The sequence below is a fragment of the Nocardia sp. NPDC050408 genome, assembly GCF_044458905.1.
Taxonomy (GTDB): Bacteria; Actinomycetota; Actinomycetes; order Mycobacteriales; family Mycobacteriaceae; genus Nocardia.
This window is the reverse complement of sequence record NZ_JBITIL010000008.1, coordinates 198442-218855: the sequence shown is the minus strand read 5'-3', so window position 1 is coordinate 218855 and position 20414 is coordinate 198442. Positions and strand designations below refer to the sequence as shown.

The window sequence follows — 20414 nt, the reverse complement described above, 5'->3', positions numbered from 1 at the left end:
ATCCAAATTCATGGTGAGGACCCCAATACCGATGTATCGGCGTCAGCGCTGCGGTGGCCGAGATATCGACCGCGCCAACCCGCCCATGACCCGCCCACCGGGCCGCGGCCGCGAGGACCGCCGCCCCCATCCACACAGCCCCCACCCTGGTCGGACCCGAAGCCGACCGGCCTGCACACATCGTGAAGGAGATCCGTTGATGACAGTCAGTCCTGACCGCCTGACCCGTCCTGGCGCCTTGCGTATCTTCGAGTTCGGCGACCATCGCATCACCTATCTGCCCGACGGTTTCGCGACCCTCGACCCCTGCGCCTGGCTACCCGAATCCACCGAACAGTTGTGGCGCGACCACCTCGCCTTACTGAACGCTGAAGGTGACCTCACCGCCAGCATCGGCGGCTTGCTCGTCGAGCACGGTGACCAGAGCTTGCTCATCGATACCGGATTCGGACCATCGCAGATCCCGACACCGTTCGGGCTGATGGTTGGTGGACAACTCTTGGAAAGCCTTGCCGCCGTGGACAAAACACCCGCCGACATCGACGTGATCGCGCTCACCCACCTGCACCTCGATCACATCGGCTGGCTGTGGCAAACCACGCCCGCCAGTCCGTTCGCCGATACCCCGGTCCTTGTCGGGGACACCGAATGGGACAAACGCGACCTCGCTCTCGTCGACGGAATCAGCCCGCAGATGCTCGACGTATTCGCCGACCACGTCAACCCGATCGCCGATGGCGAGGACATCTTTCCCGGCGTGCGCGCCATCGCCACACCCGGACACAGCCTCGGCCACACCGGGTTCGTGATCAGCTCACGCGGACACCGCCTCATCGCGTTCGGTGACGCCATGCAAACCCCCATCCAGATCAGCCACCCGCACCTGACCGCAGCACCCGATGACGACCCCGCCCAATCGGTGAACACCGCCAAATGGCTCCTCGACGAACTCACCGCGCCCTACACCCTGGGTTTCGGACTCCACTTCGCTGACGTGCAACTCGGATCCGTCACCGACATCGACGGCGTGAGCACCTGGCGACCGCAGTGACAACCCCCGCCATACCTTCGCCGTCCACACGTCCCACTCGTCTGCCTGGCGATGCGGGGCAACCGACCAAGGCAAAAACACATCAGACCTACCACCGCGACAAGGAGACTCCCGTTCTGTCAGTAGCTCTACGAACCACAGACCCTTTCCAGGCGCAGCGGCCGTCGGTGGTGATCCGCCGTGCCCGATGCCGTGCCGAATTGCTGAAATTTCGGCAGTGGCATGAGCTCGCGGGTAACACCGGCGCTCGCGCTGCCGCCCTGCATCTCGCCGACCTCAACGATGCCGGTTTGCTCTCGGCCGCGTTGAACGGGGGGCCTTTGCCGTCGGAGCACAGCGCCCTCGGGCGTGGTGGTGTCGCTGCCTTGGCAGCAGCACGAACGATGGCGCTGGTCGCGGTTGCAGACGGGTGCCTCATCGGCGGTCTGATCGCCGGACCACTGATCCCGCTCGCGCTTCAATTGGCTGCGCACGGTCCACACGCAGTAGTTCATGTTGCTTTGAACACCATCATGATTCGCGCCGTCGCGGTGCTACCCCAACACCGCAGTTACGGGGTTGGCCGCGCTCTCCTACGTGAGGCCGTTGGGACCGCACGCCGCGCCCGCGTACCGATCATCTACGGACAGTTCGACACCGCCACAGCCGGCCTGGACGAGTTCTATCGACGTTGCGGAATGATAGTGACCAAGCCCGGGGCGGCCTTGGCCTTCAGTGACTACCTCGCGGCACCGGTAAGGCACGTCCCTCCGACGGGACACGCCCTGTTCTACCTACCCCTGGGGACAGTGGATCGGATGCGTGAATGCTCTCGCCCCGCGCGGTGATCAGTTGGCGGTGCAGGGCTCTGGATCATCTCGCTCGACCGGGCGGCGAATGGGCAATACTTGTCGGCTGTGGCGATGCCGACGTTGCGAGAAATAGCCGAACAAGCCCAGAGCGACGGACACGAGACGCTGAGTCTGGGTGGGCCGCTCGTGCGCTATAGCAGCATGAACACCAGCGAATTTGACGCCTGTATGGACTGGTGTGCACAGCTGTGGATGCATGCGGATGAATACGACGACACCGCAGTGAGCGTGGGCTGCATCGACTTCCTCACCATCCGCCTCGGCCGCGAGCACATCGGTGCCGACATCCTGGACTCCTACTCCCAAGGGGCTGTGGAATTTTCACCGCTGTTCGATCGCGAATGGCTCGACGACCAGGTACAGCAGCAGTTCGAAGCGACGCCGATCAACGATGTATTGGTGGTGCTGACCGCCGAGCTCGCACCGCCGGTACGCGGTCACCAACTCGGAGCTTGGATGATCAGCCAGATCAGCGACCGAATGCTGTCCTCCCACGACGGATGATCGTGCTATCCCCGATACCCGACCAGACCGATGGAACGTCGGCTGCCGGGCGGTGCGCCACGCAACAGGCTGGACCGATACTGGCGCACCAGTGCCCTCGTGCCCATCGACGCGCACCCAGAATTCGTCTGCCAAGCCGCCGCCTACAACGCCCTCGACAAAGCCCGCACCGCTCTCGCGCGCGTTGCTGCACAAGACATCACCGCCACGGTCCAGGCGATACACCGATACGACGCACCACTCGCATCCACGACGACTGGGACTGACCAGCCACATACCTGTGCAATGCCCGGAACCCCGAGTCGGGTCGCACGTCAGCCGGATCAGGCCGAAGAGCGTCGGCGGCAACGGTGGTTCCGATCGGCCGGCGGGCGTAGCCGGTGCCTGTTATCGACCCGGCAGAACATCCATGCCGGGTAGCGTTGTCGGGATGGGGACGAAGGCTGACCGGCGAGTCCGTCGCGAGCGGGTGGCCGCGTACCACGAGACGCAACTGGGTGAGCTGATCGAGCAAGTGGGGCGGGCCGTGGACCGGTTGCGGGCGGGCGAGCTGGACGTGTTCGAGGTCGATGAGGTGATCCACCGGTATCACCGCGCCGCCCAGCGGTTATGGGTCTTCTGCGGTCAGTCCGGCGCGCAGGTGGAATCGGCTGCCGACCTCATCGAGCGCATGGGCGTCACCGGTGAGGCGATCGACTGGTGGCAGCGCGGGGGAAACAGTCGGCTGATGGTAGATGAGTTGCTGCACATATCGACCTGACCGAGATCCGCCAGCGTATCGAGGATGTCGAGAAAGGCTGGCCGCAGCAGTAGATCCTAGGCCGCCTGTACGAGTACATCGCCGGCCTGTCCTCACGCGAACAGAACCGCGCCAGGCGACGCGCGCTTACCGCGCCACGGAAAGCCGAGCTCGGGCCCTTCCGCGGCGCCTGCCGGCCCCGGACCGCGCCCCGTCTGTCCGCAGAGGCCAGCCTGGTATCGGCCTGTAGACGCAGGTGCGTTTCGGCGATCGAGTCGGCCACCTGGCTGAGGAAGCAGTCGCGCTGTGGGTGCGAGCTTTCGTTGCACCGACCGTACGCTCTGGCGGCAGATCTCTGCTGATCCAGGCCTGACCGATTCGCACGACCCCAGGTAGTCGAAACGATGTAACCAGCATCACGGACTCGGCAATTTCTGGTGTATTTGGTTGGCGCACTGTAGATTTCGGTGGCAGGCAGGGGCGGGAAGGGCCCGTCCGGAACTTCATGGGGGTTTGGTTATGTCCGGCAATTTCGACGTCCGTGGTTCCGATCTCGAGGATGAACGGATCATCGCGGAATATCGCGGTACCACCGAACACGTCAGCGACGACGGGGACCTGGCTGAGGCGGGCATGATCTCCGAGGTGGACCTACGCCTGTTGGGCTACCGCAAGGAAGACTTGGAGTCGCTTTTCGGTCCCCGCACCGAGATCACAGCAAGTGGTCGCCAAGTATGGAACCTCGACCACGTCCTAGCGGTCGAAACGCAACAGCTGGCACCGTTTCGCGGACGCATCATGCGGGAGCTGCGATACTGCCTCGATATCGAGACCGCCCTCGAGACACTTGAGCACCTGTTCGACAGACTGGCCGGCCCGCGATCGAACGGCAGAAACATCGAGGCAGGTTAGTGTCGGAATCTGGTGTGGGCGAAGCGTTACCACAGCCCGTGGATCTGAACACCATTGATTGGCAATCCTTCACGGTCGATGTCGAGTTGAGCGGTTCGATCGTCGCCAGAGCTGAGCCGGATCGGGGAGTCCTTGGATGGTCGGGTTCGGCCCAGTACCCGATGGGTGCTGAGGACTACGACGAACAGGGCCACCCACAGCCTGGCGGCGCTCCTGCGGTGAGGAACCGGCGCTTGATTTTCCGCCAACCCAGGCGCGGGTGTCGTGCATACAGCCACCGGACTACAGCGTTCCAGACGTAGTCGTCGAGATAGCGGTAGGTGGCTGTGGAGAACCCCGTGTCGGAAGTAATTACACCAGCCCCGAACCACGCGGTTCAGGTACCAAATCAGTTCGTGCAGAGAATGATACGGTGATCCACGGCGGCGAGTGATACGCCGCACTTTCCCGATGATCGCGTTGAGCGACTTCTTCGACGGGTAGGTGTAGATCACCCTACGTGCGGTCCCGGCCTTGGTGCGCCGCTGGATGCGCCACCCGAGAAACTCGAAACCGGAATCTATGTGCGTCACTAGGGTTTTCGCATCCGACAGGCGTAGACCCATCGGCGCGAGCACCCGCGCAACCTCCTCGCGGGCCTGCTCGGCGTGCTCACGCGCGCCGTGTACGAGCACCACGAAATCGTCCGCGTAGCGGACCATACGGAATGTCGAGCCCCCGCGTCGGTGCAGACGCCCTCACGCCTCGCCCTCGGGTACTTGGTCCCGATTGCGAAGGCGTCCCACTTGGCTTGATAGTGGTCATCCATCACCGACAAGGCGATGTTGGCCAAGAGCGGCGACAATACGCCCCCAACGCAGTTGGAAATGTTCGCCCTCCTGGTCGGTGTTGCCGGTCGAGGGGGTGCCGTTGCTGGTGCGTTCGCGGATGGGGATGCGGTGGCGGATGGTGATCTTTTCGGGTCCGATGAGGACGTCTTTGACCAGCAGTTTCAGCACGCGGCGGCGTTCGTCGACGGTCGTGGTTTCGGCGTTGTTGTTGAGCTGGGCGAGGAAGCCTTGCAGGTCGGCGGCGAGTGCGAGGTAGGCGTCGCGGTCGGCGAGCTGGGCGTCGAGGGCGTCGATCTGGTTGCGCAGGCCGGTTTCGCGGGCGCGTAGGTCGGGCATGCGGGCGCGCAGCTCGTCGATGGTGATCAGTTGTTCGCCGAACGCTTCGATCATCCCGGCGATGCCCGAACGCGCTTTGGCCAGTGCGGTTTCGAGCCGTTTGTGTTGAGCGACAACGGGATCGGATGTTTCGCGGTTTGCAGGCGTTTGTCGATCTCGGTGTGGATCAGTTGTGGGTCGGCCAGCAGGGCGGTGATGTGGTCCCAGCTCGAGGCCGTCATGCTGGTCATGAAATGTTGATCCTATCTCGCCCCGCGTCAGGCCGATTTGCTGTGAACCAGTGGACTCAACTCAGCCTGACACGCAGGGTCCGCGCCCAGAAGAACATCGGCGACATCAAGAACGATGCGGGATCGGCGGGGACCACGGGTATTAGCGGGGGTGCCCGCTACTGCACTGCCGGACACTCACTTCTCAAGCTGCTCCCGTAGTGCGTGGAGTGTCGGGAGGTCGGCAGCTCGTGGCCGTTGAACGTTGCGTGGAATACGAGCGACGTTCAGCACCGGGTTGTGAAAGATGACGTCGTGGCGAACGGCAAAGCCCATCATGCCCTTGAGAATTACCTTGTGCGCCCGTGCCTTCGCAGGCCAAGTTCTTTCGCCGCCGCAGTATCAAGCGGCGGCGGCGCGGTCGGTGCGCCGAAGCGGTCCGCGGGCGGCGGCCAGAGGTCGGCCGAACACGACGCGTAGTGCCGTCAAAGCCAATTCGGCAAATCCGCGCACACCAGGCGCCATCGTAGCGACGGACCATACCGTGTGTGTGTCGGCGGGCGGCAACTGTTCGCCTGCGAATCGGTCGGCAAGCCAGCGCAGGCTCATCGGCGTCGAGAGTGGCAGGAGTGTGAAGTGGTCGCTGCACCGGTCGCGCAGGTAGGTGACGTGGGTGCCCCCGCGCCGGTAAAGGTCGACTTGTGCGTCGATTCCCTCGATGTGGACGATCTTGTCCCGCACGGGCTGGACGACCAGCAGCGGGCATCGCGGGGTGGATCCGCCGAGCCGCAGATCGTCCAGCATGCCTTGCAGTTCCGGTTCGGCCATGATTTCTTCCAGGGGTTTGTGCAGGTAGTTGTCAAAACTCTGGTTGGCCAGCTGCGCCAGCGCGGTAATCGGCGGCAGCTTCTGCGCGCGAGCCAGTAGTCGGTGTCCTTCGGGGGCCAGATTGGCCTCGATGACTTGGTCGAGGATCGGGTACAGCGGCCGTAGCGCGGCGATCACGATGGCGGGGAAGCCGGAGTAACGGCCACCGTTGAGCCGGATGAACACCTGCCCGGGATCCCCGACAGGCGAGCCGAGGACGGCGCCAACGATGGTGATTTCGGGGGCATAGGTGGGTGCCATCTCGACGAGCCAGGAGCTGGCCAGCCCGCCACCGGAGTAGCCCCAGACACCGACCGCGGTGTCGGCGTGCAGATTCAGTGGCTCGAACTGCAGGGCGGCCCGGATACCATCCAAGGCGCGGTAGCCGGGCTCGCGTGGAGCGCCGAAATTGCCGGCTCGACCACCGTGGTCTGCGATACTCACCGCCCAGCCTCGCCGCAGCGCGCCGGCGACCAGCAACCATTCCGCCTGCGTGACAGAACCGCGGGCGCGGGCACCGCGCTGCAGGACGTAGGAGGGGTCGCAGCGCTCGGTGACGGCATCGATCGCCGATTGGAACGCCAATAGCGGCCGATCGGGATGCGGTGAAGCACCTGGGGGCAGTAGCACAGTCGTGACCGCGGCCTCCCGCCGGCCGTGCAGGTCGTTACTGCGATACAGCAGCTGCCATGCCGAAACCTTTTGCGGCACAACCCCGAACAACGCCACATCGATGGGGCGGCTCCGCAAGATCGCGCCAGGTCTTCGCGCGGCCAGATCCACCGGTGGTCGATAGAAAGGGTCTTGAGAAGGCAACAGCGGGTTGTGCCCGGCCTGCCATCGACCGCGGACATCCAGACGCATTCCAGCGAACATCACAAACCTCTTGCTCGGTAAAGGATCAACGAAGGTCGCTCGCCGGACAGTTCGGCCGATCGGGCAACGAGAGGCACGATGTGCCGAGTTCTGGCGACACGCTGGTGTCGTGGATCGGGTAGGTCGGGCTTTGGTCGCGAGAGGAGGTCATCCGGTCCAAGGAAATCGTTTTGGAGCAGCACCGTTTGCTGAGGTTGCTCGTGCACGCGAGCGGGGAAGACGACCCCGTGCAGACGCTGCTGCGCGGGATGTTCACGGCGACGGGAGTGCCGGTCGGCTCGGTCCCGGAGACTTGAAGTGGTCGGCAGCGATGCGGACGGCGTCGGCATGCTGGTCTTTGACCCGACCATGCTCGAGTGGATTCTGTAGTCGATGGTGTAGCTGTTCTTCACGTCCATCTCATACCGCCTCCGTTGTCGTAGCGGTAGATGAATCGCTGCCCACCAAGCCGGTCAACTCGGCCATCGGTGTCCCGTGGTCCTCGGTTAGATGTGGGGTCGGTGCTCATCGAATGGGCTCCTGGGATGGCTGGGGCCGCGAGCGCCCAAGAAGCTAATGCTTTTGCCGCAAAATTAATCACGAATGCCCGTCTGATGCAAGTGCACAATGAATTCATGGATGTCATCGCCGTGCGAGCTCGACCGATGCCGGAGTCCGACTTCGAGGCCCAGCTCAGCGCCCTGCTCGGGCCGTTGCGGCGTGCGGTGCTGCGTCGCACGCGGGCCGCCGAAGGGTTGCCGGACCTGCCGGAACCTCAAATCGAATTACTGCGGTTGCTGGTGGCCGCCGACGGCCTGACGCCCACCCGCGCCGCGAGCGAACTCCGGATGGCGCCGTCGACGATCAGCAACCTTGTCAAGACGATGGTCGAATCGGGGCTGCTCGATCGCAAGCCGCTGTCTTCCGACCGGCGTGGCGCGATACTGATGGCCTCTACTCGGGCGCGGCAGTTGCTCGACCGGTATGACCGAGCCAGCGCCGAGATGCTGCGCGAAGCTCTCGACGGGCTCCCCGCCTTCGACCGGCCTGCGATCGAGTCCGCACTGCCCGCGTTACAGCGGTTGCTGGCCATTTTGACGAGTGGTCCCGACGCCGAGTAGCTACCGCGATCCAATTCGTCCGATCCCTCCCGGGGTCGACGACTGCCCTGTAACTTACTTTTGTCACAAAAACAAATTATTTCAGGTCCGTGCCAGCTGCCCAGCCATCGGGTACTGTCGCCGCCGACGAAGGTCCGGCTACCGGTGGAGTGATCCGAGGCGCGCGCGTCGACGGGGTGATCGAGTATCTCGGGGTCCCGTTCGCGGCCGCCACCGGGGGCGTCAACCGTTTCGCACCGCCGAAGCCCGCCCGGTCATGGACGGGTGCGCTCGCAGCCACTGCGCATGGTCCGCAATGCCCGCAATCACCTCCGTTGCCGTGGATCCCGGCTGTGCAGAGCTCGAGCGAGGACTGCCTCAACATCGATGTCCATGTCCCGGAACATCCTGCCGCGACCAAACTTCCGATCATGGTGTGGTTATACAGCTCGGTCCGGGGACGACCCTGGCATCGCGGACCATGCCGCCGGTGGACACGTCGAGGAGGTCGACGCCGCGGGCCTGCAGCTTCTCAGCGAAGCGGACGGTGTCCTCGCCGGTCCAGCCCTCGCGAGTGTCCTCGGGGTTCTCGGTCAGCCAATCGGTGGCCGAGGTGCAGAACAAGATCGGCAGATCCTCGGGCCACACCGCGCGGACGGCGCCGACGACCTCCAGGGCTGTCGGCCATTGCGGTAACGGCATCTCGGGTCGGGATGGAAGCCGTGGCTGATGACATATATGCCGGGCTCCGCGGTGGCCGCCGCGGACACTGCGGCTTCGCGGTCGTGGTCTCCTTGCGACTGACGCATGGCCACGCTCTGTCAGGAGTTTGGTCAGGATGGGGGATCTTGCCGTGCCGTCCTGCGATGACGGCACCAATGATCAGGCCGGCAAGCGGGTGTCGAGGACGAAGTTGACCTCGATGAGCTGGCCGGGGAAGAACAGCGAAGCGACGCCGACAGTGGAACTGGTGGGTCGGTGTTTTCCGAAATAGGCCAGGTTCGCCGCGGCCATCGCCATGGTGTACTTCGGTAGGTCCACGATGAACTGGGTCTCGGAGACGACCTGGTTGCGCGTGGTGCCGTAGTGCGCGAGCACCTTCTCGAAGTTCTTGTAGGACTGCTGGAGCTGAGCATCGAAGTCGCCCGGGTAGAGGAAGTTGCCCTCGTCGTCGTGCGAGAGCTGCCCGGAGACATAGATGGTGTCGCCGACCTTGATGGACTGGGCGAAGCCGAACTCTTTTTCACCGGAGACGTCGTGGCTGTAGGAATCTATGGCGGTCAATGGTTCTACGCCTTGTTGTCGGTGCGGGTTATGGACGGGTGTGGCAGTCAGGCGGCCGTGAGACGGGCGACAGCCTCTGCGATGGGGGTGTCGCCGGAGGTGAGTTCGACGATCACGCGATTCAGGCGCGGCTCGTGCAGGGCGGCGTCGATGAACGCGGCGACGTCATCGCGGTGCACATCGCCGTACTCGACGGCAGGGCCCGCCGTGACACGGTCGGTGCCGGGGGTGTCCAGGAGGGTGCCGGGGCGGACGATCAACCAGTCGAGCTCGGTTCGGGTCAGGTACACCTCGGCGGTCTTCTTGACCTTGATGTAGTGCTCGAAGCCATCGCCGGCCTCGCCGCCGCGCAGCGCGTCGGGGAACACAGAGACGAGCACGAACCGCGGCACCCCGGCGAGGGCAGCCGCCTCGGCGGCCTTCTGCAGGCCCTTGCCGTCGATGAGAGTGGTCTTGTCCTTGCCGGTGCCGTGTGCGCCGGCCGAGAAGACCACGGCGTCATGGCCGCGCATCTTCTGGGCCAGCTCGTCGACCGAGTCGCCGATGAGATCACCGATCACCGCAAGCCCGCCGCCCTCCCGCACGGTCTCGCCTTGAGCGGGCGCCCGGTGCATACCGGTCACCGCGTCCTCGCGGGCGGTGAGGAATTGAGTGAGGCGGCGGCCGACTCCACCAGCCGCGCCGATCTGGAACACCTTCATGAGCTCGTCCCACTTTCGTGTGATGGGTGTTGGGCGGGGAGATGGGTCAGCGGTCAGGTGGCGAATATCTGGGAGTCGTCAGCGAACGCCTTGAACTCCAGAGCGTTGCCTGCCGGGTCGAGGAAAAACATCGTCCATTGCTCGCCCTGCTGGCCTTCGAAGCGGACGTAGGGCTCGATGACGAACTCGCTGCCCGCAGCATGCAGCCTTTCAGCGAGTCTGTGGAACTCCGGGACTGTCAGGACCAGCCCGAAGTGCGGCACCGGGACGGCGTGACCATCGACCGGGTTGTGCACGGTCTGCGGGCGTTCCGGCGCGAGATGGGTGACGAATTGGTGGCCGTGCAGATTCCAGTCCACCCAGGTCTGCGCGCTACGACCTTGCTCAAGGCCCAGCACCTCGCCGTAGAAGCGGCGTGCGGCGTCCAGGTCGTCGACGGGCATGGCCAGGTGGAAACGCGGGATCGAGGAGTCGAGAACGGTCACGTCAGCGCCCTTCTGATAGCGGGAACGGGGAAGGTCGACTGACCGCCGACCTGATTGCCCTAATGTTGACATTACGACACTAGTTGAATGTTAACATTCAGGCAATGCTTGAGGAGGTGTAGTCCGGACATGAGTAACCAGGGCAAGGTGGTCCCGGCACGGCGTCGGGGTCTCGCCGACGAGGTCGCCGACCGCATCCGTGAGGCCATCTTCAACGGGGCCTACGCACCGGGTGCGCAGCTACGCGAGGTGGAGCTGTCCGGTGAGATGGACGTCAGCCGTGGGCCGGTGCGGGAAGCGCTACGACTACTGGAGAGCGAAGGCTTAGTGCACTGCGCCTGGCATCGTGCGACGACGGTAACGACCCTGTCCGCCGAGGATGTGGCCGAGCTCGACAGCCTGCGCGGCGCGCTGGAGGATCTCGCCGTCGCCCAGGTAATCGCTCGCGCTTCGGACGAAGATCTCTCTTCCATCGCCAAAACAGCCGACATAATGGAGCGCGCGGTGGACGCCCACGAGATGGTGCGCTGCGACATCGCCTTCCACGACGCGATATTCGCCGCCGCGGGCCATCATCGTCTCGCCGACGCATGGGACGGCATACGGTGCCAGGTCCACCTGTTCCTGCTGACCCGGATCGGCTTGACTACCGAGGGCTACCTCGACCGCATCCCCCGCGAACACCGCGAGCTCGTCGCCGCGCTGCGCCACCGCGACACCAACGCTGCCCTCGAACTGTTCGCGGCGCACCGCCGTCACGCCGTTGACTTGGTCGTCGGCACCACCACCCCGGGCTGACCAGCGTGTCGGCGCTTCAGCTGCCAAACCTCGGCCGAATCAGAGAAGGGCCGCGCGCCGGCCGGGGTTGGAACTGCATCCGCAGTACGTCATGGAGAACGGCGTCGATTTCGCGCATTTCAAGTTCATGCACAAGACGCTGTTCGCCCCGGAATTCACCCACCACGACTTCTCGGGTCCGGTCTCCTATGTCGATTTCACCATCGCCTTCAACGAGTTGGTGAGCGAAGGCGAGGTCGACAGCGGCGTGGAATCGATCAACGCCGGACTCGGCTGCTCGATCACAAAGAGCTGGGCATGGTCGACAACCGCACCATGCGGGTGCGTTCAACACCCATGTGGCGGCGATGACCGAACCGCAGTCAAGACAGTGCGCAGCGCGCGAGCGTAGAGCAGGCGCAGGTGATCGTAGATCTCGGTGATCGTTCCCACCGCGGAACGCGGGTTCCGATTGGTGGATTTCGAGTGACACCGCCGGCGAGAGCCCCTCGATGATGTCGACCCCTCGATGAGGTCGACATCAGGAGGATCCATCTGGCCGAGGAACATCCGCGCGTACGCCGACAGCGACTCGATATAGCGTCGCTGCCCCTCGGCGAAGATCGTATCGAAGGCCAGGCTGGATTTTCCTGACCCGGACAGGCCCGTGAACAAGATCAGGCTGTCGCGCGGTAGATCCACCTCGATGTCTCGCAGGTTGTGTTCGCGAGCGCCGCGGACGATGAGGCGATCAACCACTGTGTTCCTGTTCGGTCAGATGGCAACGGCCACGGTCGCGGAACAACCCTGATGGGCCCACACCGCGGTGGGCTTGCGGTCCGCTAGCGGGCGTGCTCGGAGCCGAGAGCCGACACCGAATCCGAAGCCGAGCTGTCCGGCGGCGCAGGTTGGCCCGCCAGGATCGAATCCACGATCTCGTCGGCTCGCTCGGTCGTGATGCCCAGCGCCAGAGCGAATTCCGTGACGATCGGACGGCGCGCCGACCGCAACTGGCGCTTCTCCTCGAACGAGAGGTCGGACGTCGTGGAGCGTCTGGTGAGGTCACGCGCGACGTCGGCTGCGTCGACCAATCGCCCCGTACTCAGCTTCACCGCGCCGTCCTTGAAGCGCTGTATCCAAGTACCACGGGAAGGTCGCGACGGAGACTGGAGACGCTCGGTCAGCACGCGTAGGTCCTCCGGGCACATGACGGGCCGTAAACCGACGACGTCGACATTGGCTACCGGGACCGCGATCGTCATACTCGAATCCAGCATGGAAACGGACATGTAACTGATCGCGTTGCGACCATTGCGGATGCGTTCGAAGAACTCGGTGACTCTTCCGGGTCCGTGATGCGGGTGAACCAGGAGCTGATCCAAGACGATTGACAAGAAGTACTCGGCTTCGTTGCAGGGTCGTCGTCATCCACGAGGAGGTGCCGCCGCCCGCAGGGCGGCTATACGTCCTTGTCACCGTCAGGCCGGCTGTGGCTCCGGTGAACATGAGGCGGGTTGAACCACATTGGTGGCCACCGGCCTCACGGCTTTCGACCGGTCCATCATTGCACGTCGCCATCCACCAGTGGGGGTGTGATCTCTGTTACTCCGAACGAGCAAGGGCGCTGTGGTATCGCCCCGGACGCCGGCGTTCCACCGTGGGAGAAGTGCTGCACTCCGAGGTGCTGTCGGAACGCAAGTCGGCGTCTCCCGATTTCACCATAGGTGACCAGACGCGGTCTGATATAGCCTATAGCAAGCGGCGGGTGATGAACCGGATCTGTCGAAACCGTGACTTTTCTGGCCGCTCCCAGATAGATTATAGGCTATATAGACGGTAATCGGCTGCGCACGGGAGGAATCATCCCAGGTCAAGGCCCCATCGGTGCGCCAGGGCGGACCCAGTCGTCCGGTGCGACCAGACCGTGTCAGCGAAGAATGCCAACTCATATGCGTGACGGCGGGGAGCCGACCGGCACCCTCGGAAGGGAAATCGGATGATCGAAGAGCGCGACGTGTTCGTGTCCATGCGTGACGGGACCAGATTGAGTGTGGACGTGTTCCGTCCGGACGGAGATGGCCCGTTCCCGGTTCTGGTGGCGCTCGGCCCGTACGGCAAGGACATCCAGTCGCTGCCCATTCCGCCACAGCCCCCGCAGTCACCGGTCTATGCGCGTGAGATCGAGGCTGGTGACCCGCGCTTCCTCACCGCCAACGGCTATGTACACGTGATCGCCGATGTGCGTGGTGTCGGTCGATCTGACGGCGAGTACACCGGCTGGATGTCGGCCGACGAGGCGCGAGACGGGCACGACTTGATCGAGTGGGCCGCTGGGCAACCGTGGGCCGACGGGAACGTCGGAATGGTGGGCGTCTCCTACTACGGCGCAATACAGCTGCTCGTCGCCGCCACTCAGCCGCCACACCTGAAGGCCATCATGCCGTGGAATGCGCCGACCGACTTCTATCGCGAGGGCAGCCATCATGGTGGGATCCTGCACCCGTTCTTTCAGCAGATATACGCACTCAAGACCCGGGGCAGGTTGGCTTCGCAACTGGCCCAGAGCCTGTCATCTGACGAATTCGCCTCGTTGAGCAGAGATGTCGCGGACGACGACGATCTGAAGATGTACCCGGTGTTGTGGAACATCGCGCGGAATCCCGACCGGCTCCCCCCCTTCTTCGACATCTTGGCGCAGCCGCTGGATGGACCGTTCTACTGGGAGCGATCCGCCTACACCAAGTACGACAAGATCACCGTTCCGGCCTACTGCTCGTCCGGCTGGTGGGCGTACGGCCACATGCATCTGCGTGGGGCATTCCAGAACTACGCCGGAATCGCCGGTCCGACGAAGCTGTACATCGAGAGTCGGGTCGAGGCGGCGGCGCCGATGGACGACGAGTACAACGCCGAAGTCGTGCGGTGGTACGACCACTGGCTCAAGGGTGAGTCGAACGATGTCATGGACGAGCCTCGTGTCCGTGTGCACGTTCGCGGCAAGGGCTTCCGCAATGACACCGACTGGCCGTTGCCTGCGACTCGATGGACGGACTACTTCCTGGGCAGGTTCGGAAGGCTCTCTCCCGAACCGGAACCCGTCGCCGGCCATCCGGACATCTTCTTGCAGCAACCGGTTCAAGAGACGCCCAAGGTGAACACCCTCGAGTACGCCACCGGCCGACTGAACGCCGACCTGGAGGTGGTCGGTCCGGTGGCGCTCTATCTCCACGGTGAAATAGATGCGACCGACACCAACTGGATCGTCTCGCTCCTCGACGTGGCTCCCGAGGGAACACGAACCGAGCTCACCCGCGGGTTTCTCAAGGCGTCTCATCGCGCATTGGACGAGTCCAGGTCTCGGGAGTGGTTGCCGTACCACCCTCACGACAAGGAAGTGGACGTAGAACCCGGCAAGGTCTACGAATATGCCATCGAACTCAGTCCGGTGGCGAATGTCTTCCGTAGGGGACACCGGATCGTGCTGTCCATCTCCTGTCAGGATCACGCGCAGTGGCCACCGGCTGACCCGGAGATCGGCGGTCGTGGCCACCTGCCCTGGCACGTGTGCTCGTCCTCGGTGGTCACGCATCGGGTTCATCACGGCCCTGCGCACCCCTCGAGGCTCATCCTGCCCATCGTCCCGCAGGCGGGCGCCGACGATGCCTGATGCCTCCATCGCCCCGACTCCGCCCGACGCCACGCCACTCAGTGACGTGGAGTTCCGTGAGGCTGTCGCTCACTTCTGCTCGGGTATAACGGTATTGACTGCAACAGTTGATGGTGCTCCGGTAGGTATGACCTGTCAGTCGTTCTTCAGCCTCTCGATCGACCCGATGCTGGTGGCGTTCTCGGTGGCGAAGACCTCGACCACATATCCGGTGATCCGCGCCGCGGGACGGTGTTGTGTGAATGTACTCGCACATGATCAGGCGGGCGTGAGCCGGCAGTTCGCCCGCTCGGGAACCGACAAGTGGTCCGGCATTCGGTGGGATCACTCGCGCCATCTGGACAATCCCGTCATCGATGGTGTGCTCGCGTGGTTCGACTGCGAGATCGAAACAGAATACGAAGGCGGGGATCACCTCATAATTTTGGGCAAAGTCCGTGGGCTCGGCGCCCGTTCAGAGGCACGCCCCCTCCTTTACTACCGGAGCGCATACGCACACCTCGAGCATGGGACGGGAGAACGTGCGACATCACCGTGAGTGTCTCGCGGACCGCCCGCACATGCTCGAAACACCAATCTGACATCACAGCGCGGAATGAACGGAAAACATGATGGATCCGAAGGATACGGGTCGCGATGCGAGTATCCCCGAAGCCTGGGAATGTATGCAGTGGCTCTGGCGCGAGGCGGAGATCCTCGACGCGAACCAGGTACGCGAATGGCTCGGATTGCTGACACCTGATATCGACTACAGGTTGCCGATACGCGTCACGCGCGAGCGGGACCGTGGCTCGGAGTTCAGTTCGTCGGGCTATCACATATTCGAGGACTACGACTCGTTGGTTGCGAGAGTGGACAGGCTGGACACCGACTTCGCCTGGGCTGAGGATCCCCCGTCGCGCACGCGAAGGATCGTCAGCAACATTCGCGTCACCGTCGCGGACGATTCCCTCTACTACGTCAAGTCGAACTTCTTGATCTTCCGTTCGCGCCTGGACTCGACATCGTATGAGTTGCTGCTCGGAGAACGACACGACCAATTGATCCGAGATGCGGACCGCCTGCGGCTCAAGCGGCGCGTGATCCTGCTCGACCACACCACCCTCGCCAGCAAGAACTTGGCGATCTTCTTCTGAAAGGGATCAAGATGCACACTCCAGCAGAGTCCAGTCGAGTCGATGGCATCGTGAACGAGGTCGCCGGGTCGATCAACGACGGTCTTCTACCAGTATGGGTCTACTCGGACCCGGACATCCACCAGCGTGAACTCGAGACGATCTTCACCCAGTCGTGGGTCTTCGTCGGCCATGACAGTGAGATCCCCAGTCGCGGTGACTATGTCCAGCGCCAGATCGGCCGGGACAAGTTCGTTCTCGTTCATAGCGAGGACGGCGAGATCCGGGTTCTGTTCGACAGCTGCCGCCACCGCGGTGCGATGATATGTCGAGCGGAGAAGGGCAACGCCTCGCACTTCCGGTGTTCGTATCATGGTTGGACGTACAACAATTCGGGTGCCTTGGTCGGTGCTCCGGTATTCAAACGTGCTTACGGCAAAGAGGGTTTGAACAAGGCCGACTGGAGTCTCTACCGCGCCGCCAAGGTCGCCAGCATCCACGGCATGATCTTCGTGTCGTTATCCGAGGATGCACCCACACTCGACGAGTATCTCGGTGACATGAAGTGGTATCTGGACATGGAGTGGGGAATCGCCCCAGATGGCTGGGAGGTGATCGGTGAGCCGCAAAGGTGGATGCTCAACACGAATTGGAAGCTCGGCGCCGAGAATTTCAGCGGAGACGATTACCACACGTTGTTCTTGCACCGGTCCATGATCGAGCTGGGTTTCCTCCACAATTCCGATCTGAAGGCGTGGCACATCCAGGCCGGGAACGGACATGCGATCTCGCACTTCATGTCGCAACCGGACAAGCCGGGTCCGCGCTTCTGGGGTTACGACCCCGAGGTCGTCGATTCCCTGTTCAAGCCGGATCTCGTGGACGACGCCACGTTCGATGCAGCCAGACACACCATCGGCGACGTGGGCAACGTCTTCCCCAACCTCTCGTTTCTCTCCTTCCCGTTGCCGCCGTCGCCGGCGGTTCCGCCGCAGGGTCTGAAAGTTCTCCGCCTCTTCCAACCCACGAGCCCGGACACGTGCGAGGTCGTGAACTGGATCCTGGTCCCGAAGGGGATGTCCGAGGAACTCAAGGTGCTGAGCCAGCGAGCGGTGATCATGAGCTTCGGTTCGTCCGGACTGTTCGATCAAGACGATTCCGAGCCTTGGGAGTCGATATCGGCGACCGGTCGGTCGGTGTTCGCGCGCAAGGTCGGTATGCGTACGAACTACACCATGGGACTTCCCGGGGTCGGCGAGGCCAAGCGGGTCGACGATCACCCCGGGCCGGGTGTCAAGTACTACCCGGCTCTGGAGGAAGGGGTGATGCGAGGCTTCTGGCGTCGTTGGGCGCAGTATCTGGGTGGACCCGGTCAAGCGTCGCCGGCGGCGATGTCGGCAGAAGAACAGAATGGTCACCCCACGTCGGATCCCACCGGAAGCGCAGTGTGAGGACATGGCTGATTCAACTCAGGACGATGCCGTCGAGTACGGCGAACCCGTCCAGATCAGCAACGAGTTCGCAACGATCAGGGTGAGGAAAGTGCACACCCGCAACGGTGAGCGACTGGAGATACATTCGCCGCGACTGGGTTACTCCATCCGCCTCGATCCGCTCGAATTGGAGAGTCTTACCTGGCAGACCTCCGAGACGTTCTCGAAGCTCCTCGAAACTCCATACGGGCCGGAGGGATCCTGATGCTCGGCGCCATCCTGCACGCCGGGGCGGATGATCGGCTCTTGCAGCACCGCAGTGAGAGGGAGACGTGGCAGGACTATCTGTCCACCACCGGTGTTGTCTCGGCGCGTGGCGAAGAACTGATCGATCGTCTGGAGGGCGATGACCTCCGCGGACGCGGCGGCGGGGGGTTCCCGGCCCACCGCAAGTGGCGCGCGGTCGCAGCGGCGGATGCGCCTCGAGTGGTGGTGGCAAACGGTGAGGAAGGCGAGCCGCTCTCGGTGAAAGACCGGTATCTGCTGCGACTTCGACCGCACCTGGTCATCGACGGGCTCCTACTCGCCATCGAGGCTGTCGGAGCCGGTCGAGGGATCATCTATCTGTCTGATGTCGACGCCGAGATCGCGGTGCGTTCAGCGTTGACGGAGCGTTCTGATGCCGACGGGGTAGAGGTCTTCCGGGTCGCACGAGAGTACGTGGCGGGTGAGGAGAGTGCTTGCGTACGTGCTCTCAGCGGTGGGCCCGCGCTGCCGAGCGAGAAGCCCCCTCGTCCGTTCGAACGAGGCGTCGACGGCCGGCCCACTCTGGTCCAGAACGTGGAAACCCTGGCCCGCGCAGCGTGGTTGGCGCGACAACCGGGCGAGAGTCTGCCGCGGTACGGAACCGCGCTGGTCACCGTGAGCGGTGACTGCGCGCATCCCGGCCTCTACGAGGCGCGTCTGGGTACACCGCTCAAAGAGATGTTGACACGGTCTGGGGCGCCGGGTGACCTGCGCGGCGTCATGCTCGGGGGCTATTTCGCCGGTCTCGTCGGTCGCCGCGCTCTCGACCTCTCGCTGGACTTCGACGAACTCCGACGGGAGGGAACAGGTCTGGGCTGCTCGGCCATGCTGGTGCTCGGCCCCAATCGGTGCGGGGTCGGGATCGCAGCGGCGGTACTGGACTTCTTCGCCGGTGCGAGCAGTCGACAGTGTGGCAGCTGTTTGAAGGGAACCGCGGCGATGGCGAGCGCCGCACAGCGGCTCGCCGACAGTGCGCCCGAACCCGAGGATGTGACCCGACTCCAACGGTGGTCGGAGACGCTCAAAGGTCGTGGAGCGTGTTCCCTACTCGACGGAGCCGCTCAGACGGCCGGCGCATTGCTGCGCGAATTCCCTTTTGACGTCGCACTCCATGCGTCGGGCGGGCGATGCTCGCGGTGTCATGACGCCGATCACCACGCTTTCATCTCGGCAACCGCCGATGTACACCTTGTCTCTGATGTGAAGGATCCGACATGACCAAACTCCGCCTCGATCGCACCCTCTGCGACGGATATGGAACGTGCGCCGATGAGTACCGGGAAGCGATCGAACTCGACGAGTTCGGTTACGCACAGTTGACGCTGACCGACACCATCCCTACGGACGAGATGGACAAGGCGCAAGCCGCGGTCGCCGCGTGCCCGAAGCGGGCTATCTCGCTGGTGACGTAGCGGCCCGCGATCGCGTCGAACCGCGCCCGGGCGAACCTCCTGCCCGGGTCTTCTCCTCTTTGGCGTCAGCGGAGGTCTTCGGGGCGTTGTCCCGTGCCTCGATGGTGTGGTTTATCGCTGCTCTCGCCTCATCGAGATGGGTTCGCATCGAGAGTTCTGCGCGCGCCGGATCTCCGGATTCCACAGCCGCAACGATGTCGCGGTACATGTGCGGAAAGGTCAACGAGTAATCGCGCAGCGCATGCTGATACCTGTTGGACTGGTCCCACAATGCCGTCAGATGATCGATGAGGATCGGGTCGTGCGATGCGTGGTAGATGGACGAGTAGAAGTCTCGCATCGCACGGATCCGGTCGTCCGGATGGTCGTCGAGCGCGTCCACCGCCGCGCGCATCGCGATGCGATCGCGTTCGAGATGGTGGACAGCGGCGTATCCGGCCGCCATCGTGTCGAGTTCGGCGCGGACATCGAACAACGGCAGGAATTCGCTGAGATCCAACGAGGCCACCGTCGCATAACGATGTGCCGGCATGCGGACGAACCCTTCGCTCTCCAGGCGTCTCAGGGCCTCGCGTACCGGCGTCGTGCTGATGCCCAGGTTCGCCGCGACCTGCTCTTGGTTGAGCACACTCCCCGCGACCAACGTGCCATCGAGTATCTGGTCGCGAATAACGGTGTACGCGACACTCGCCTTGCTCTGATACCGCTGCATCGGGTGACGCCATCCTCCCGGCGAGAACATTCAATTTGAAGAAGGCGGCTCAGGGCCGCCGACTGATTACAGACTATACGATGTCGGGCCGGGAATCCGGAGACCTCGGCCACCGCGGTCCGGCCCTACAAATAGCCGTTTCTTGCGCCTTACAGGTTACAGTCTATAAAATATGGCTTCCGCCCGAGTTCTGGGGTGGATGCCGACGATGCTGCAAGAGTGCCGGGTCAGTGGCCGCCATGCGGTCCGGTCGGCGCAACCCGACGAA

At 63.6% G+C, this 20414-nt stretch carries 25 protein-coding genes and 4 pseudogenes; 16 read left to right on the top strand and 13 right to left on the bottom strand.

From position 1 onward, the window contains the following. The first annotated feature begins 199 nt into the window (after positions 1-199). Entirely contained in the window at positions 200-1051 is an 852-nt protein-coding gene (locus tag ACIBJI_RS24535; protein ID WP_397086047.1) for an MBL fold metallo-hydrolase, read from the top strand. A gap of 128 nt (positions 1052-1179) precedes the next feature. On the opposite strand, the gene ACIBJI_RS24530 is transcribed toward ACIBJI_RS24535, so the two are convergent. Beyond that, complete coding sequence (locus ACIBJI_RS24530) at positions 1180-1545, bottom strand: hypothetical protein (protein ID WP_397086141.1); 366 nt, start codon at positions 1543-1545, stop codon at positions 1180-1182. Here ACIBJI_RS24530 and ACIBJI_RS24525 point away from each other — a divergent pair. From ACIBJI_RS24525 to ACIBJI_RS24510, 4 genes are all read left to right on the top strand, one after another. Further along, entirely contained in the window at positions 1435-1878 is a 444-nt protein-coding gene (locus ACIBJI_RS24525; RefSeq protein ID WP_397086135.1) for a GNAT family N-acetyltransferase, read from the top strand. The two genes, ACIBJI_RS24530 and ACIBJI_RS24525, sit on opposite strands and share 111 nt — an antisense overlap. Positions 1879-1953: 75 nt before the next feature. Further along, positions 1954-2406 carry a hypothetical protein gene (locus ACIBJI_RS24520; RefSeq protein WP_397086045.1) on the top strand — a complete coding sequence of 151 codons (453 nt, stop codon included), beginning with the start codon at positions 1954-1956 and terminating at the stop codon, positions 2404-2406. A gap of 430 nt (positions 2407-2836) precedes the next feature. Next, on the top strand, positions 2837-3166 hold the full coding sequence (locus ACIBJI_RS24515; protein WP_397086043.1) for a hypothetical protein: 330 nt from the start codon (positions 2837-2839) through the stop codon (positions 3164-3166). 498 nt (positions 3167-3664) lie between these two features. Further along, positions 3665-4057 carry a hypothetical protein gene (locus ACIBJI_RS24510; RefSeq protein WP_397086041.1) on the top strand — a complete coding sequence of 131 codons (393 nt, stop codon included), beginning with the start codon at positions 3665-3667 and terminating at the stop codon, positions 4055-4057. A gap of 175 nt (positions 4058-4232) precedes the next feature. Here ACIBJI_RS24510 and ACIBJI_RS24505 read toward each other — a convergent pair whose 3' ends face one another. The 5 genes and pseudogenes from ACIBJI_RS24505 to ACIBJI_RS24485 all read right to left on the bottom strand — a co-directional run bounded on the left by ACIBJI_RS24505 (position 4233) and on the right by ACIBJI_RS24485 (position 7175). Next, complete coding sequence (locus ACIBJI_RS24505) at positions 4233-4409, bottom strand: group II intron maturase-specific domain-containing protein (protein ID WP_397086133.1); 177 nt, start codon at positions 4407-4409, stop codon at positions 4233-4235. Further along, positions 4405-4758 (bottom strand): annotated as a pseudogene (locus ACIBJI_RS24500) (reverse transcriptase domain-containing protein); the annotation flags it as partial. The pseudogene ACIBJI_RS24500 and the gene ACIBJI_RS24505, both read right to left, overlap by 5 nt. Positions 4759-4857: 99 nt before the next feature. Beyond that, positions 4858-5277: a hypothetical protein gene (locus tag ACIBJI_RS24495; protein ID WP_397086039.1), complete on the bottom strand. Its 420-nt coding sequence runs from the start codon at positions 5275-5277 to the stop codon at positions 4858-4860. Beyond that, a complete protein-coding gene (locus ACIBJI_RS24490; RefSeq protein ID WP_397086037.1) occupies positions 5274-5453 on the bottom strand; it encodes a hypothetical protein in 180 nt (59 codons plus the stop codon). The genes ACIBJI_RS24495 and ACIBJI_RS24490 overlap by 4 nt, the downstream gene beginning before the upstream one ends. A 381-nt stretch (positions 5454-5834) precedes the next feature. Further along, positions 5835-7175, bottom strand: coding sequence for a lipase family protein (locus ACIBJI_RS24485; protein ID WP_397086035.1), 1341 nt, complete (start codon positions 7173-7175; stop codon positions 5835-5837). A 614-nt stretch (positions 7176-7789) separates the two neighbouring features. Between ACIBJI_RS24485 and ACIBJI_RS24480 the strand changes: the two genes are divergently transcribed. Together ACIBJI_RS24480 and ACIBJI_RS24475 are read left to right on the top strand one after the other, a co-directional pair. Beyond that, on the top strand, positions 7790-8275 hold the full coding sequence (locus ACIBJI_RS24480) for a MarR family winged helix-turn-helix transcriptional regulator (RefSeq protein ID WP_397086033.1): 486 nt from the start codon (positions 7790-7792) through the stop codon (positions 8273-8275). Between the two features lie 89 nt (positions 8276-8364). After that, positions 8365-8643: pseudogene (locus ACIBJI_RS24475) on the top strand (carboxylesterase family protein); the annotation flags it as partial. Between the two features lie 40 nt (positions 8644-8683). Here ACIBJI_RS24475 and ACIBJI_RS24470 read toward each other — a convergent pair. The 4 genes from ACIBJI_RS24470 to ACIBJI_RS24455 all read right to left on the bottom strand — a co-directional run bounded on the left by ACIBJI_RS24470 (position 8684) and on the right by ACIBJI_RS24455 (position 10724). Then, complete coding sequence (locus tag ACIBJI_RS24470; RefSeq protein ID WP_397086139.1) at positions 8684-8956, bottom strand: hypothetical protein; 273 nt, start codon at positions 8954-8956, stop codon at positions 8684-8686. Positions 8957-9136: 180 nt separating this feature from the next. Continuing rightward, positions 9137-9538, bottom strand: coding sequence for a RidA family protein (locus ACIBJI_RS24465; protein ID WP_397086030.1), 402 nt, complete (start codon positions 9536-9538; stop codon positions 9137-9139). A gap of 47 nt (positions 9539-9585) precedes the next feature. Further along, entirely contained in the window at positions 9586-10239 is a 654-nt protein-coding gene (locus ACIBJI_RS24460) for an NAD(P)-binding oxidoreductase (RefSeq protein ID WP_397086028.1), read from the bottom strand. 53 nt (positions 10240-10292) lie between these two features. Next, complete coding sequence (locus ACIBJI_RS24455; RefSeq protein ID WP_397086026.1) at positions 10293-10724, bottom strand: VOC family protein; 432 nt, start codon at positions 10722-10724, stop codon at positions 10293-10295. 129 nt (positions 10725-10853) lie between these two features. Here ACIBJI_RS24455 and ACIBJI_RS24450 point away from each other — a divergent pair, with 129 nt between their 5' ends. Beyond that, the gene (locus ACIBJI_RS24450; protein ID WP_397086024.1) at positions 10854-11522 is read left to right on the top strand and encodes a GntR family transcriptional regulator; all 669 of its coding nucleotides are present in this window, start codon (positions 10854-10856) and stop codon (positions 11520-11522) included. Positions 11523-11580: 58 nt separating this feature from the next. Next, positions 11581-11840 (top strand): annotated as a pseudogene (locus ACIBJI_RS24445) (2Fe-2S ferredoxin); the annotation flags it as partial. A 25-nt stretch (positions 11841-11865) separates the two neighbouring features. Here ACIBJI_RS24445 and ACIBJI_RS24440 read toward each other — a convergent pair. Further along, positions 11866-12260: pseudogene (locus ACIBJI_RS24440) on the bottom strand (excinuclease ABC subunit A); the annotation flags it as partial. A gap of 83 nt (positions 12261-12343) precedes the next feature. Beyond that, positions 12344-12883: a CarD family transcriptional regulator gene (locus ACIBJI_RS24435; RefSeq protein WP_397086131.1), complete on the bottom strand. Its 540-nt coding sequence runs from the start codon at positions 12881-12883 to the stop codon at positions 12344-12346. A 614-nt stretch (positions 12884-13497) separates the two neighbouring features. Here ACIBJI_RS24435 and ACIBJI_RS24430 point away from each other — a divergent pair. The 7 genes from ACIBJI_RS24430 (at position 13498) to ACIBJI_RS24400 (ending at position 19434) form a co-directional block, all read left to right on the top strand. Next, a complete protein-coding gene (locus tag ACIBJI_RS24430) occupies positions 13498-15168 on the top strand; it encodes a CocE/NonD family hydrolase (protein WP_397086021.1) in 1671 nt (556 codons plus the stop codon). Next, positions 15161-15706: a flavin reductase family protein gene (locus ACIBJI_RS24425; RefSeq protein WP_397086019.1), complete on the top strand. Its 546-nt coding sequence runs from the start codon at positions 15161-15163 to the stop codon at positions 15704-15706. The genes ACIBJI_RS24430 and ACIBJI_RS24425 overlap by 8 nt, the downstream gene beginning before the upstream one ends. Before the next feature lie 70 nt (positions 15707-15776). After that, positions 15777-16304: an aromatic-ring-hydroxylating dioxygenase subunit beta gene (locus ACIBJI_RS24420; protein ID WP_397086017.1), complete on the top strand. Its 528-nt coding sequence runs from the start codon at positions 15777-15779 to the stop codon at positions 16302-16304. 50 nt (positions 16305-16354) lie between these two features. Next, positions 16355-17734 (top strand): aromatic ring-hydroxylating dioxygenase subunit alpha, encoded by a 1380-nt coding sequence (locus ACIBJI_RS24415; RefSeq protein WP_397086015.1) that lies wholly within the window; start codon positions 16355-16357, stop codon positions 17732-17734. A 4-nt stretch (positions 17735-17738) separates the two neighbouring features. After that, positions 17739-17981, top strand: coding sequence for a dihydrodiol dehydrogenase (locus tag ACIBJI_RS24410; protein ID WP_397086013.1), 243 nt, complete (start codon positions 17739-17741; stop codon positions 17979-17981). Beyond that, positions 17981-19240: an NADH-ubiquinone oxidoreductase-F iron-sulfur binding region domain-containing protein gene (locus ACIBJI_RS24405; protein WP_397086011.1), complete on the top strand. Its 1260-nt coding sequence runs from the start codon at positions 17981-17983 to the stop codon at positions 19238-19240. The genes ACIBJI_RS24410 and ACIBJI_RS24405 overlap by 1 nt, the downstream gene beginning before the upstream one ends. Then, a complete protein-coding gene (locus ACIBJI_RS24400) occupies positions 19237-19434 on the top strand; it encodes a ferredoxin (protein WP_397086009.1) in 198 nt (65 codons plus the stop codon). The genes ACIBJI_RS24405 and ACIBJI_RS24400 overlap by 4 nt, the downstream gene beginning before the upstream one ends. Here the strand turns inward: ACIBJI_RS24400 and ACIBJI_RS24395 are convergent. Continuing rightward, positions 19415-20146 (bottom strand): GntR family transcriptional regulator, encoded by a 732-nt coding sequence (locus ACIBJI_RS24395; protein ID WP_397086007.1) that lies wholly within the window; start codon positions 20144-20146, stop codon positions 19415-19417. The two genes, ACIBJI_RS24400 and ACIBJI_RS24395, sit on opposite strands and share 20 nt — an antisense overlap. Positions 20147-20414 lie beyond the last annotated feature (268 nt).

Coding starts and splice junctions, on each gene's coding strand:
- ACIBJI_RS24535 (WP_397086047.1), top strand. CDS start 200: ATGACAGTCAGTCCTGACCGCCTGACCCGTCCTGGCGCCTTGCGTATC.
- ACIBJI_RS24525 (WP_397086135.1), top strand. CDS start 1,435: ATGGCGCTGGTCGCGGTTGCAGACGGGTGCCTCATCGGCGGTCTGATC.
- ACIBJI_RS24530 (WP_397086141.1), bottom strand. CDS start 1,545: ATGAACTACTGCGTGTGGACCGTGCGCAGCCAATTGAAGCGCGAGCGG.
- ACIBJI_RS24520 (WP_397086045.1), top strand. CDS start 1,954: ATGCCGACGTTGCGAGAAATAGCCGAACAAGCCCAGAGCGACGGACAC.
- ACIBJI_RS24515 (WP_397086043.1), top strand. CDS start 2,837: ATGGGGACGAAGGCTGACCGGCGAGTCCGTCGCGAGCGGGTGGCCGCG.
- ACIBJI_RS24510 (WP_397086041.1), top strand. CDS start 3,665: ATGTCCGGCAATTTCGACGTCCGTGGTTCCGATCTCGAGGATGAACGG.
- ACIBJI_RS24495 (WP_397086039.1), bottom strand. CDS start 5,277: ATGATCGAAGCGTTCGGCGAACAACTGATCACCATCGACGAGCTGCGC.
- ACIBJI_RS24490 (WP_397086037.1), bottom strand. CDS start 5,453: ATGACCAGCATGACGGCCTCGAGCTGGGACCACATCACCGCCCTGCTG.
- ACIBJI_RS24485 (WP_397086035.1), bottom strand. CDS start 7,175: ATGTTCGCTGGAATGCGTCTGGATGTCCGCGGTCGATGGCAGGCCGGG.
- ACIBJI_RS24480 (WP_397086033.1), top strand. CDS start 7,790: ATGGATGTCATCGCCGTGCGAGCTCGACCGATGCCGGAGTCCGACTTC.
- ACIBJI_RS24470 (WP_397086139.1), bottom strand. CDS start 8,956: ATGCCGTTACCGCAATGGCCGACAGCCCTGGAGGTCGTCGGCGCCGTC.
- ACIBJI_RS24460 (WP_397086028.1), bottom strand. CDS start 10,239: ATGAAGGTGTTCCAGATCGGCGCGGCTGGTGGAGTCGGCCGCCGCCTC.
- ACIBJI_RS24450 (WP_397086024.1), top strand. CDS start 10,854: ATGAGTAACCAGGGCAAGGTGGTCCCGGCACGGCGTCGGGGTCTCGCC.
- ACIBJI_RS24430 (WP_397086021.1), top strand. CDS start 13,498: ATGATCGAAGAGCGCGACGTGTTCGTGTCCATGCGTGACGGGACCAGA.
- ACIBJI_RS24425 (WP_397086019.1), top strand. CDS start 15,161: ATGCCTGATGCCTCCATCGCCCCGACTCCGCCCGACGCCACGCCACTC.
- ACIBJI_RS24420 (WP_397086017.1), top strand. CDS start 15,777: ATGATGGATCCGAAGGATACGGGTCGCGATGCGAGTATCCCCGAAGCC.
- ACIBJI_RS24410 (WP_397086013.1), top strand. CDS start 17,739: ATGGCTGATTCAACTCAGGACGATGCCGTCGAGTACGGCGAACCCGTC.
- ACIBJI_RS24405 (WP_397086011.1), top strand. CDS start 17,981: ATGCTCGGCGCCATCCTGCACGCCGGGGCGGATGATCGGCTCTTGCAG.
- ACIBJI_RS24400 (WP_397086009.1), top strand. CDS start 19,237: ATGACCAAACTCCGCCTCGATCGCACCCTCTGCGACGGATATGGAACG.
- ACIBJI_RS24395 (WP_397086007.1), bottom strand. CDS start 20,146: ATGCAGCGGTATCAGAGCAAGGCGAGTGTCGCGTACACCGTTATTCGC.